Annotated in this window: 13 protein-coding genes and 1 pseudogene; 8 read left to right on the top strand and 6 right to left on the bottom strand. The window is 66.5% G+C overall.

Features of this window, described 5'->3' with window-relative positions:
• Positions 1 to 195: 195 nt before the first annotated feature.
• The 6 genes from ASE31_RS27415 to ASE31_RS27390 all read left to right on the top strand — a co-directional run bounded on the left by ASE31_RS27415 (position 196) and on the right by ASE31_RS27390 (position 3,784).
• Positions 196 to 765 (top strand): RNA polymerase sigma factor, encoded by a 570-nt coding sequence (locus ASE31_RS27415; RefSeq protein WP_057205797.1) that lies wholly within the window; start codon positions 196 to 198, stop codon positions 763 to 765.
• Positions 762 to 1,217, top strand: coding sequence for a DUF3619 family protein (locus ASE31_RS27410; RefSeq protein WP_057205796.1), 456 nt, complete (start codon positions 762 to 764; stop codon positions 1,215 to 1,217). The genes ASE31_RS27415 and ASE31_RS27410 overlap by 4 nt, the downstream gene beginning before the upstream one ends.
• Before the next feature lie 20 nt (positions 1,218 to 1,237).
• Entirely contained in the window at positions 1,238 to 2,137 is a 900-nt protein-coding gene (locus tag ASE31_RS27405) for a DUF3106 domain-containing protein (protein ID WP_057205795.1), read from the top strand.
• A 71-nt stretch (positions 2,138 to 2,208) separates the two neighbouring features.
• A complete protein-coding gene (locus ASE31_RS27400) occupies positions 2,209 to 2,715 on the top strand; it encodes an RDD family protein (RefSeq protein WP_057206214.1) in 507 nt (168 codons plus the stop codon).
• A 78-nt stretch (positions 2,716 to 2,793) separates the two neighbouring features.
• A complete protein-coding gene (locus ASE31_RS27395) occupies positions 2,794 to 3,198 on the top strand; it encodes a diacylglycerol kinase (protein WP_057205793.1) in 405 nt (134 codons plus the stop codon).
• A complete protein-coding gene (locus ASE31_RS27390) occupies positions 3,191 to 3,784 on the top strand; it encodes a TIGR00730 family Rossman fold protein (protein WP_057205791.1) in 594 nt (197 codons plus the stop codon). The genes ASE31_RS27395 and ASE31_RS27390 overlap by 8 nt, the downstream gene beginning before the upstream one ends.
• A 66-nt stretch (positions 3,785 to 3,850) precedes the next feature.
• Here ASE31_RS27390 and ASE31_RS27385 read toward each other — a convergent pair whose 3' ends face one another.
• Together ASE31_RS27385 and ASE31_RS27380 are read right to left on the bottom strand one after the other, a co-directional pair.
• The gene (locus tag ASE31_RS27385) at positions 3,851 to 4,189 is read right to left on the bottom strand and encodes a P-II family nitrogen regulator (RefSeq protein WP_015013651.1); all 339 of its coding nucleotides are present in this window, start codon (positions 4,187 to 4,189) and stop codon (positions 3,851 to 3,853) included.
• A gap of 70 nt (positions 4,190 to 4,259) precedes the next feature.
• Positions 4,260 to 5,924, bottom strand: a complete 1,665-nt coding sequence (locus tag ASE31_RS27380) for an NAD+ synthase (protein WP_057205788.1) — start codon at positions 5,922 to 5,924, stop codon at positions 4,260 to 4,262.
• A gap of 107 nt (positions 5,925 to 6,031) precedes the next feature.
• Here ASE31_RS27380 and ASE31_RS27375 point away from each other — a divergent pair, with 107 nt between their 5' ends.
• A complete protein-coding gene (locus tag ASE31_RS27375) occupies positions 6,032 to 7,252 on the top strand; it encodes a GNAT family N-acetyltransferase (protein WP_057206212.1) in 1,221 nt (406 codons plus the stop codon).
• Positions 7,253 to 7,273: 21 nt separating this feature from the next.
• Here the strand turns inward: ASE31_RS27375 and ASE31_RS27370 are convergent, their stop codons facing one another.
• Positions 7,274 to 7,597 carry a hypothetical protein gene (locus tag ASE31_RS27370; RefSeq protein WP_157412679.1) on the bottom strand — a complete coding sequence of 108 codons (324 nt, stop codon included), beginning with the start codon at positions 7,595 to 7,597 and terminating at the stop codon, positions 7,274 to 7,276.
• Entirely contained in the window at positions 7,594 to 8,499 is a 906-nt protein-coding gene (locus tag ASE31_RS27365) for a LysR family transcriptional regulator (protein WP_057205786.1), read from the bottom strand. Before ASE31_RS27365 ends, ASE31_RS27370 begins: the two co-directional genes overlap by 4 nt.
• A 117-nt stretch (positions 8,500 to 8,616) precedes the next feature.
• Here ASE31_RS27365 and ASE31_RS27360 point away from each other — a divergent pair, with 117 nt between their 5' ends.
• Positions 8,617 to 9,504, top strand: a complete 888-nt coding sequence (locus ASE31_RS27360; RefSeq protein WP_057205784.1) for an aldo/keto reductase family oxidoreductase — start codon at positions 8,617 to 8,619, stop codon at positions 9,502 to 9,504.
• 183 nt (positions 9,505 to 9,687) lie between these two features.
• Here ASE31_RS27360 and ASE31_RS27355 read toward each other — a convergent pair whose 3' ends face one another.
• Positions 9,688 to 11,436, bottom strand: a complete 1,749-nt coding sequence (locus ASE31_RS27355) for a methyl-accepting chemotaxis protein (RefSeq protein ID WP_057205782.1) — start codon at positions 11,434 to 11,436, stop codon at positions 9,688 to 9,690.
• Between the two features lie 136 nt (positions 11,437 to 11,572).
• Positions 11,573 to 11,852, bottom strand: a pseudogene (locus ASE31_RS32160) (methyl-accepting chemotaxis protein); the annotation flags it as partial.

Raw genomic sequence — 11,852 nt, 5'->3', positions numbered from 1 at the left:
CGTGACCCGTTTGCCTTTTGAATTGCAGCCGCGATTATCGCACTGCAACACGTGCAAATGCATGCTGCGTCTAAAAAAACACCAGAGGATGCGATAATCGGCGGCTGGGCTCCTCTCAGGAGGGGCTCTGCACCTGTTGTTGGGGCGCCGCGCTGGCGCATACCCTGCAGCATCCCATTCCCGGGCTGACCCGTCTTGGCAACCGAACAAGAACTCTCCGATTTCCTCAAAAGCGTAGAAAAGCGTGCCTTCAAGCGCTCGGTCTACCACGTCCGCAATGAGGAAGCGGCCCTGGACATCGTGCAGGACAGCATGCTCAAGCTGGCCGAACACTATGGAGACAAGCCGGCGGCCGAGCTGCCCATGCTCTTTCAGCGCATCCTCTCCAACTGCACACTGGACTGGTTTCGGCGCCAGAAGACACGCAATGCACTGTTTTCGAGCATGAGCGACTTCGAAGGGCCCGGCGAAGATGGCATGGATTTTGATCTGCTGGAGGCGTACTCCGGCCCCGACGACGGAGACAAGGCCGAAAGTGCCGAAGACCTGACCCGAAGGGCCCAGACCTTCCACCAGATAGAGGCCGAGATAGAAGAATTGCCAGCACGTCAACGGGAAGCCTTCCTCATGCGTTACTGGGAAGAAATGGATGTATCAGAAACGGCAGCCGCCATGGGTTGTTCGGAAGGCAGTGTGAAAACGCACTGTTTTCGTGCCATACAAACCCTGAGCAAGGCACTGAAAGCCAAAGGAATAGAACTGTGAACACCGCCCCGACACTCTCCCAGGAAGCTGCAGCAGAACGTTTTGCCCGCCGCGTATCGGCGCGGCTGACGGATGGCTCGCAGGATCTGCCCTATGACATCTCGGAGCGCCTGCGCGCATCGCGCATGCAGGCACTGGCCCGGCGCAAGGTGCTGGCCCCCGTGCGCGCACCCGCCAGGGCAGCCGCTCCGGTGGTGCTGGCCGGCGGCGCCTCGGCCGCCCTCGGCGGTGGCGGCAGCGAAGGCAACAGCTGGTGGAACGCCCTGGTGTCCGCCGTGCCGCTGATCGCATTGGTGGTGGGCCTGTTCTTCATCAGCACGGTGCAGGACGAGTTTGGCGCCAACGAGATCGCCGAGGTCGATGCCGCCCTGCTGACCGACGAACTGCCTCCAGAAGCCTACTCCGACCCGGGATTTGTCCAGTTCCTCAAGACGGCAGCGCAGAATCACTGATTTGGCCCACTGCCCGATGCATGCATAAAGGACTTCCCGACGCCCCCCCACCACTGCCAGCCATCGTGCTGGCTTTGGCGCTTCTGGGCGCGCTGACCGCCTTCGCCGTGACGGTCGTGCAGCAGGTGGGCATGGCACCCGCCACCCTGCTGCCGTCGGCCGCCACGCGCCCCACCCCTGCAGCGGCAACGGCCCTGCGCCCCGCAGGCGGAGCCACCGCCCTGCCTTCCGAAGGCCTGGCCGAAGTGTCTGCAGGCCCGGGCTGGGAAACACTGAACACCCGGCAAAAGCTTGCGCTCTACCCCTTGGCCGAACGCTGGTCGCTGATCAGCGAGGTGCAAAAGCGCCGCTGGCTGGCGTTGGCAGTGAATTTCCCCGAGCTGCCCGGAGAGGAGCAGGCCAAGCTGCACAGCCGCATGACCGAATGGGCCAGCCTGAGCGCGCAGCAGCGCAGCCAGGCCCGCCTGAACTACGCCAGCACCAACCGCCTGGCCGGGGACAACAAGCTCGCCCAGTGGGAGGCCTACCAGGCCCTGACCGCCGAGGAGCGCGACCTGCTGGCCGCCACGGCCCCACCCAAGCCCCGGGGCGCAGCGACCGCGCTGCACCCGGTATCCCCACGCAAACTGGTGCAGGTGCCCGCCGCCACGCAGGCCAACCCCCTGCGCCCCAATGCACCCAAGATCCCGCCGGTGACCGACCATGGCCCGCGCCTGGCCATGCCGGTCCCCGCCGCAATGCCCGCTTCGGAGGCCTCGGCCTCTGGCCCCGCCAGCCCCGTGGTGGTGGAAACAGCCCCTGTGGCCGTGCCCACCGCCGTGCCGGCCGCGCTGCCACCGCTGGCGCCTGCGGGCTCCGACCCGGCAGCCCCTTCAGCACCGCCCAGCGCCGACAATTCCGGCCTGTACCCCAACAACTGACGGCGTCAGCCGTGCCGATCGCGCAGCCCGGAATGCCCGCCTCCCCCACCCCCAGCACGCCGCAGGCAGACATGGCCCCCCAGGCCACGGCACCCGCCACCACCCCAAGCCTCATGCGCCGCATGGCCTGCTGGCTGTACGAGGGCATGCTGATGTTCGGCGTGGTCTTCATCGCCGGCTACCTGTTCGGCACCTTGAGCCAGACCCGCAATGCCATGGACAACCGCCATGCGCTGCAGGCCTTTCTGTTCGTGGTGTTCGGCATCTACTTCACCTGGTTCTGGGCCAAGGGCCAGACCCTGGCCATGAAGACCTGGAACATCCGCGTGGTGGACCGTGCCGGCCGCCCCATCAGCCAGCCGCGCGCCCTGCTGCGCTACGTGCTCAGCTGGCTGTGGTTCTTGCCGCCGCTGGCTGCCGTGTCTCCCTTCGCGCTCTCGGGCGGCGAAACCACGGTCCTGGTCATCGGCTGGGTGGCTGTCTGGGCCATTCTGGCGCGCTTCCATCCACAGCAGCAGTTCTGGCACGATGCACTGGCCGGCACCCGGCTGGTGCATTTCGAGCACAGCAAGAAGTAAGCACCTCGGTGCGGGCTTCTTTGAGCAGGTTCTTAAGCCCACCGTCATAACACTGCGCGAGAATCCCGGTTTTTCCTTATGTCCACACCCCAGCCCACCGCCCCCGCCAATCCCCAGAAAGCCCGCACGGGCCTGAACCGCATCTGGCATGCCGCCGGCTACTCGTTCGAAGGCCTGCGCGCCGGCTGGGGTGAAAAGGCCTTTCGCCAGGAAGCCATCGCCGCCATCGTGCTGCTGCCGGCTTCGCTGTGGCTGGGGCGCAGCTGGGTGGAAGTGGCCCTCCTGGCCGGCTCGGTGGTGATCGTGATGATCGTCGAGCTGCTCAACACCGGCATCGAGACCGCCATCGACCGCATCGGGCCAGAATGGCACGACCTGTCCAAGCGCGCCAAGGACATGGGCAGTGCCGCCGTGCTGCTGGCGCTGCTGCTGTGCGCGGGCATCTGGGCAGGGGCCATTTTTCAAAGGATCGCGCATGGCTGAACCGGCTTTTTCCATCTGCGTGTACTGCGGTTCGCGCCCCGGCGAGAACGAAGCCTATGCCGAAGCGGCCGCGGCCGTGGGCACATGGATCGGCGCGCATGGCGGGCAACTGGTCTATGGCGGCGGGCGCAGCGGCCTCATGGGCACGGTGGCAGAGGCCACGCGCCAGGCCGGTGGCCGCGTGGTGGGCGTCATTCCCCAGGCGCTGGTGGACAAGGAACTGGCCAACCGCCAGTGCGACGAATTGCACATCGTGCAGACCATGCACGAGCGCAAGGCCATGATGGCCGAGCGCAGCGATGCCTTCATCGCCATGCCCGGCGGCATCGGCACCTTCGAGGAGCTGTTCGAGGTCTGGACCTGGCGCCAGCTCGGCTACCACGACAAGCCCCTGGGCCTGCTCAACGTGGCCGGCTACTACGACGGCCTGCTGGCCTTTTTGAACCACAGCGTGGCCAGCGGCTTCATGGGCGAATGGCAGATGGGGCTGCTGCACGCCGCCAGCGACACCCCCACCCTGCTGCAGACCTTGGTGGAACAGGCCGGCAACAACGCTCGCCAGATTCCGCTGCGATCAGTGATCTAAGCCATGCGGCCGCGCATTGCGCGTGGCCAGCCGATTTGCGGGTGGTGCACGGCCCGCAAATCGGCATCACACCGCAGCGTCGTCCAGGTCGCCGGTGCGGATGCGTACCGTGCGCTCCACAGCGGTCACAAAGATTTTGCCGTCACCGATCTTGCCGGTGCGCGCGACGTTGACGATGGCGTCCACGCAGCGGTCCACGTCCTCGGACTTGACGACGACCTCGACCTTCACCTTGGGCAGAAAGTCCACCACGTACTCGGCACCGCGGTACAGCTCGGTGTGGCCCTTCTGGCGGCCGAAGCCCTTGACCTCGGTGACGGTCAGGCCCGTCACGCCGCATTCGGCCAGGGCTTCGCGGACTTCTTCGAGCTTGAAAGGCTTGATGACGGCGGTGATCATTTTCATGGCGGGTCTCCTGGAGATGAAAAAAAGGGAACGGGCTGCTCGTGGCCTGGGCTCAGGCCGTCAGACTGCATCAAGCGCGAAAGCTGTTGGTGATAGGGTAACGCCAATCCTTGCCGAAGCTGCGGCGCGTGACGCGAATCCCTACGGGCGCCTGCTGGCGCTTGTATTCGTTGATCTTGATGAGCCGGGTCACGCGCTCCACGTCGGCGCGCGCAAAGCCGGCGGCGATGATGGACTCGATGGGCTCGTCGTTCTCCATGTAGCGCGAGACGATGGCGTCCAGCACGTCGTAGGGCGGCAGGCTGTCCTGGTCCTTCTGGTCGGGGCGCAACTCAGCACTCGGCGGGCGGGTGATGATGCGCTCGGGGATGGGGCTGGCGCCCGTGCCATACGGGTCGTGGGCATTGCGCCAGCGGCACAGCGCGAACACGGTGGTCTTGGCCACGTCCTTGATCACGGCGAAACCGCCGGCCATGTCACCGTAGAGCGTGCAGTAGCCAGTGGACATTTCGCTCTTGTTGCCCGTGGTCAGCACGATGGAGCCGAATTTGTTGGAGAGCGCCATGAGCAGCGTGCCGCGGATGCGCGCCTGCAGGTTCTCCTCGGTCGTATCTTCGGCCAGGCCCGCGAAGTCGCTGGCCAGCGCGGCCTTGAAGGCCTCGAACTGGGGTTGGATGGAAATCTCGTCATAGCGCACGCCCATGCGGGAGGCCATGTCGCGTGCATCGATCCAGCTGATGTCGGCGGTGTAGGGCGAGGGCATCATCACCGCACGCACCTTGTCTGCGCCCAGCGCATCCACGGCGATCGCCAGCACCAGGGCCGAGTCGATGCCGCCCGACAGGCCCAGCAGCACGCCGGGGAAGCGGTTCTTGCCCACATAGTCGCGCACGCCCATCACCAGCGCATCCCACAGATCGGCCTCGGCACTGCGCAGCGGGGCGATTTCACCCTGGAGTGCCAGTTGCACGGCGCCGCTGCCAGCTTCCACCCGCACAGTGAAAAGCTCTTCCTCGAAGCCCGGGGCCCGCGCCACCACGGCACCATCGGCGCCGAGGGCGAAGGACCGGCCCTCGAACACCACCTCGTCCTGCCCGCCTACCAAATGGGCGTATACCAGGGGCAGCCCCGTCTCGCGCACGCGCTCGCGCATGGTGTCCTCGCGCTCCGCGCTCTTGCCCAGGTGGAAGGGCGAGGCATTGATCACCGCCAGCAGCTGTGCACCGGCGGCGGCTGCATCGCGCGCGGGCGCGGCGAACCAGGCGTCCTCGCAGACCAGCAGGCCCACGCGCACGCCAGCCACCTCGAACACGCAGGGCGCCTGGCCTGCAACGAAGTAGCGCCGCTCGTCGAACACCTGGTAGTTGGGCAGCTCGCGCTTGGCATAGGTCTGCTCCACCACGCCATCGCGCAGCACGCTGGCGGCGTTGAAACAGGCACTGAAAGCCGGGGCATCGGCACGCACGGCTTGCGGATGCCCGAGCACGATGGCCAGGCCTTTCAACCCCGCAGTCTCACGGGCCACGGTTTTCACGGCATCATCGCAGGCGGCGATGAAGGCCGGGCGCAGGAACAAATCCTCCGCCGCGTAGCCGCAGATCGCCAGCTCGGGCGTGAGCAGCAACTGCGCACCCTGGGCATGGGCATCCCGCGCCGCGGCAATGATCTTTAGTGCATTGCCGGGCATGTCGCCCACCACGAAATTGAGTTGCGCTGTGCAAATGGAGAGCGTCATGGAACTGGAGAAGGCCCTTGGGGCCAGGTTGAAGACAACCGCCAATGCAGGCCCGCAACCCGCCGCAGACCGCCATCTGGCAGTGCATTGCAGGCTGCTGGGCACACATGGCTGAGCAATTGCACATTATCGCCCGCGTGCTGGCCTCCCCGCAGGAGGTGGACGCCAATGCCTGGAACGGCTTGCTGGCATTGCAGAGCCATCCCACGCCCTTTTTGCGCCACGAGTACCTCATGGCCCTGCACGAGAGCGGCAGCGCCACGCCCAAACGCGGCTGGACGCCGCGCTTCATGACGCTGTGGGATGGCGACACGCTGCTGGCCGCCTGCCCGCTGTACCTCAAGAGCCACTCGTATGGCGAGTACGTCTTCGACTGGGCCTGGGCCAGCGCCTACGAACAGCACGGCGTGCCCTACTACCCCAAGGCCACCATCGCCGTGCCCTTCACGCCCGTGCCCGGCACCCGCCTGATGGCACGCGACGAAGAGCGCCGCGCCCTGCTCGTGCAGGCCGTCTGCCAGTGGTGCGAGAGCCAGGGCGTATCGTCGATGCATGTGCTGTTCGCCAGCAATGACGACATCAAGACCAGCGCCGACGAGGGCCTGATGCTGCGCCATACGGTCCAATTCCATTGGAAGAATGAATCGCCGACGGCAACCATGTCACCCGCATCCCCGGATGGCAACAACCCGCCACCGGCCCGCTACGCCAGCTTCGACGATTTCCTCGCCAGCCTGGCCCAGGACAAGCGCAAGAAGATCCGCCAGGAGCGCCGCCGCGTGGCCGAGGCGGGCGTGACGTTCCGCTGGTCACGCGGCGCCGACATCAGCCCCGCTGACTGGGATTTCTTCTATCGCTGCTACGAGCGCACCTACCTGGAGCACGGCAACCCGCCCTACCTCACGCGCGACTTCTTCGCGCGCATGGCGCAGACCATGCCCGAGGCCTGGCTGCTGTTCATCGCCGAGAAGGATGGCCATCCGATCGCCAGCAGCCTGATCGCGCTGGGTGACTACGGCACGGATGGGCTCGTGGCCTATGGCCGCTATTGGGGTGCGCTAGAGCGTGTGGACTGCCTGCACTTCGAGGCCTGCTACTACCAGCCGCTGCAGTGGTGCATTGAACACGGCGCCCAGCGCTTCGAGGGCGGCGCCCAGGGCGAGCACAAGATGGCCCGCGCCCTGCTGCCCGTGCAAGCCAGCAGTGCCCACTGGATCGCGCACCCGGCGTTTGCCGAAGCGGTGGAGCGCTTTCTGGAGCGTGAAGGCCAGGGGGTGGAAGGCTATCTGGAGGAACTGCAGGGGCGCAGTCCGTTCAGGAAGGGGTGAAGTGCAAGCAGAAATGGAAATTCAAGCCCTCTGAAGGATCTGAAACCGATCTGGCCATTGCTTCAAAGCAGAAAAATCGACCTTCCAGATATCGATCTCCATCGGCTGTCCGCAAGCATCGGCATTTAATGCAGCCAAAACCGTCACCCCATCTGCATCCCGAAACTCGCAGTCGGCCACACACCGCCCGAATGAAGGCGCAACATCCGCGCGCTCAATCTGAAGGCTCCCCATCCTTCCATCATCCATCGGCTGCACTTTCAGGACGTTGAGGTCGACCGTCAACCCTACCGATTCAAACAAATAGGAGATCAAAGGGTATTCCGACTCCGTGATCAGTCTCATTGCTCACCCCGCTCCCGCACAAAATCCACAAACGCCCTCAGCGGCGCCGGCAGGTACCGCCGCCCCGAATAGTAGAGAAACGGCCCCGAAAAAGGCCGCGCCCAATCGCTCAGCACCGGCACCATCGCCCCGCTGTCGAGATGGGGCTGCAGCCAGCCTTCGAACATGTGGATGATGCCGCAGCCCGCAAGCGCCGCCTCCACCGCCAGGTCCACACCGCCCGATATGCGCACGATCAAGGGGCCGGACGGATCCACAACGACCACCTCGCCACCGCGCTCGAACTCCCAGGCGGGCATGGTGCCGCTGGCAAAGCGGCCGCGCAGGCAGGCGTGCTGCATGAGCTCGCGCGGGTGTTCGGGCCGGCCGCGTGCGGCCAGGTACGCGGGCGAGGCGGCGGTGGCCATGCGCTGCCAGCGCGGGCCGATGGGCAGGGCGATCATGTCCTGCTCCAGCCGCTCGTCGTAGCGGATGCCGGCGTCGCAGCCCTCGGCGAGGATGTCGACAAAGCCCTCTTCCACCACCACGTCCAGGCGGATGTCGGGGTAGGCCGCCAGGAACGGCGGCACGATGGCGGGCAGCACCAGGCGCGCGGCGCTGGCGGGCACGTTGAGGCGCAGGGTGCCGGCGGGCCGGTCGCGAAAGCCGTTGACCACGTCGAGCGCGGCCTCCACCTCGCCGAGCGCCGGACCCAGGCGTTCGAGCAGGCGCGCCCCGGCCTCGGTGGGCGCCACGCTGCGCGTCGTGCGGTGCAGCAGGCGCACGCCCAGCCGTGCTTCGAGCCGGCGCACCGCCTCGCTCAGGCTCGACGCGCTGACGCCGCCCAGGCGCGCCGCCTCGCGGAAACCGCCGCCGCGTGCCACCGCGACAAAGGCGGCCAGATCACCCAACTGCTCGGCCATGGAAGGATCCCTTGATGGATTGTTCGCTGTGCCGCACAACCCGTGCGCACTCAACCGGCTTATCGTACACAGGCTGCTTGCCTACAGTCGATGCATCCCCATTGAAAGGACTCTCCCATGACAGCAATCGACAAGGCCGGCAGCTACCGGCTCGGCCACCGTGATGTGAAGCGCCTGGGCTATGGCGCCATGCAACTGGCCGGCCCCGGCGTGTTCGGCCCGCCCAAGGACCGTGCAGCCGCCGTAGCCGTGCTGCGCGCTGCCGTGGAAAGCGGCGTGGACCACATCGACACCAGCGACTTCTACGGCCCGCACGTGACCAACCAGATCATCAAGGAGGCGCTGCACCCCTACCGGGACGGCCTGACCATCGTGACCAAGGTGGGCGCAAGGCGCGGCGACGATGCCTCGTGGCTGCCCGCGTTCTCGGCCGCGGAACTCAACCAGGCGGTGCACGACAACCTGCGCAACCTGGGCCTCGACGTGCTGGACGTGGTGAACCTGCGTGCCATGTTCAGCGTGCACGGCCCGGCCGAGGGTTCGCTGGAGGAACCATTGACTGCGCTGGCCGAGCTGCAGCGCCAGGGCTTGATACGCCACATTGGCCTGAGCAACGTGACGGCGTGCCAGGTGCAGGACGGGCGCAGGATCACCCCGATTGCCTGCGTGCAGAACATGTACAACCTGGCCCATCGCGAAGACGAGGCCCTGCTCACACAACTGGCCGCCGCAGGCACGGCCTATGTGCCCTTCTTCCCGCTAGGCGGTTTCACGCCGCTGCAGTCGGGCGTGCTGTCAGACGTGGCCGCTGACCTCGGCGCCACGCCCATGCAGGTGGCGCTGGCCTGGCTGCTGCAGCGCTCACCCAATATTCTGCTGATTCCGGGTACCTCGTCCGTCGCCCACCTGGAGCAGAACCTGGCGGCGGCGCAACTGCAATTGCCTCCCGAGGCAGTGGCACGGCTGAACACCCTGGAACAGCCGGACACCACACCAGTGCACTGAATCAGCCGTTGATTCTTGAGCACGATGGGGCTTGAGCCCCATCAAATGCACCACAACGATTCAACCAGCCACCCAAAAAGCACCAAACAAGGGCATCTCACAACCATTTTGCTATCGCGCGCCAAAAACGCATCACTTTGGTGCAATCGCCGCTCCTGCCAAGCGCAGAACCTGCACGCCGTCTCAGAAGCTTTCCCACTCATCATCGGACGCCGCCTTGGCGGTCGCCCCCGCTGCAGGTGCAGTCGGTTTGGCAGTGGTTTTTGCCACGCTGGGTGCCGGTGCCGCAAGCTTGCGCGGCGCCACGCTGGCGACCGGTTTGCGAGCGGCAGGTGGCGACACCGGGGGAGAAGGGCGCGGGCGAGGCGCGGTGGCGGCCTGGGCCGCTGGCGCATCCGCCGACAGCTTGAACACCTCTACCGCGCCCACCAGGGCCTGGGCCTGGTGGCTCAGGCTACCGGCGGCGGCGGCCATTTCTTCGACCAGGGCGGCGTTCTGCTGCGTGACCTGGTCCATCTGCGTGACGGCATCGCCGACCTGGGAGACACCCTGACTCTGCTCGGTGCTGGCAGCGCTGATCTCGCCCATGATGTCGGTCACGCGGCGGATCGAAGCCACCACCTCGGTCATGGTGGCGCCCGCCTTGTCGACCAGCGCGGTGCCCTGCTCGACCCGCTCCACGCTGGCGTGGATCAGGCTCTTGATCTCCTTGGCCGCGTCTGCGCTGCGCCCGGCCAGGCTGCGCACCTCGCTGGCTACCACGGCAAAGCCCCGGCCCTGCTCGCCCGCACGGGCGGCTTCCACGGCCGCATTGAGCGCCAGGATGTTGGTCTGGAAGGCAATGCCGTCGATTACGCCGATGATGTCGGAAATCTTCTTGCTGCTGTCGTTGATGCCTTTCATGGTCTCCACCACTTCGGACACCACGTCGCCACCCTGCACGGCCACGGTGGAGGCGCTCATGGCCAACTGGTTGGCCTGGCGCGCGTTGTCGGCGTTCTGGCGCACGGTGGAGCTCAGTTCCTCCATGGAGGCGGCCGTTTGCTGCAGGGCACTGGCCTGCTCCTCGGTGCGGATGGACAGGTCGTGGTTGCTCGAGGCGATTTCGGCGCTGGCCGAGGCCACGCCCTGCGCATTGCCACGCACCCCCGATACCACCTGGGCCAGGTTGTCACGCATGGCGGTCAGGCCGGTGAGCAGGCGCGCGATCTCATCACGCCCCTTTACCGGGATGGCCACCGTGAGATCGCCGCGGGACACGGCATCGGTGATGTCCACCGCATTGCCCAGCGAACGCGAGATCTGGCGGATCATCGAGCCGCCCACCAGCACCGCCAGCAGCACGCCCAGCACCACGGCGCCCACGGCCAGGGCGCGGATGGTCTGGTAGCTGGCTGCGGCACGGTCGTACTCCATCTTGGCCTGGTCGAGCTGCACCTGCATGAGCAGGCCCAGCACCTCCTGCAGCGGGTCCATCGCCGGGTACAGGTCCTTGGCGGCAAAGGTGGTGAGGGCCGGTACGTCGCCCGCACGGAACAGACCCGCCAGGGCCTCGGTGGCGGCATCCGCCTTGGCCTGCAAGGGCTTGAAGCGGTCCACCAGGGTCTTTTCCTCGGGCGCCAGCTTCGTCGCCAGGTAGGCGCTCCAGTTGGTGTCGATGGCCTTGCGCGCATCGGCCACCGACTGCAGGCCCTGCGCGGCGGTCATGCCGCCGTCGCGCACCTTGTGCGCTGCATCGACCACGTTGACCGCGTACATGTCGGCCACGATCTTGATCTGCTTGAGGGGCACCACCCGGTCGTCATACACCGATTTGAGCCCGGCGTTGGACTGCCCCATGCCCAGCAGACCGGCACCGCCGACCAGCAGCACAAGGCAGCACAACACAGCCAGAAGCCCCGCCAGGCGGGTGGAAATCTTGAACCGATTCATGGCCAGTCTCCTGAGGTAACGATCTGTAAACACAGAATCGCAAGATCCAGGCCAGCACACCTCCTCGTTCAAGGCCTCTTTGCCCTCCCGGCGTGTCACCGCATGAGAGGTGCCTTACGCCAACAGCAACGGGGAATCAGAAGCTCTCCCACTCATCATCCCCACCCCCGGCCGCCTTCGCCGGCGCCTTTGGCGCTGGCGCAGGGCTTGCCGCCGCTGCGGCCTTGGGCGCCGCCAGCCGGCTGGCCACCGGGGCCTTGGCCGCTGGCCTGGAGGTTACGGCCGCGCGCGCTGCCGGTGCCGGCATGGCCACTGGCTTGCGTACCGCTGGGGCCGGTGCAGTTGCCGCGCTGCGCTGGTTGGCGGCACCGCTGCCATCGCCCGCCAGCCTGAACACCGCCACCGCGTTCACCAGC

It is taken from the genome of Acidovorax sp. Root217 (assembly GCF_001428645.1).
GTDB lineage: Bacteria > Pseudomonadota > Gammaproteobacteria > Burkholderiales > Burkholderiaceae_C > Acidovorax.
Note: the sequence above shows the minus strand (reverse complement) of the source record. Positions and strands in the feature narration are given on the sequence as shown.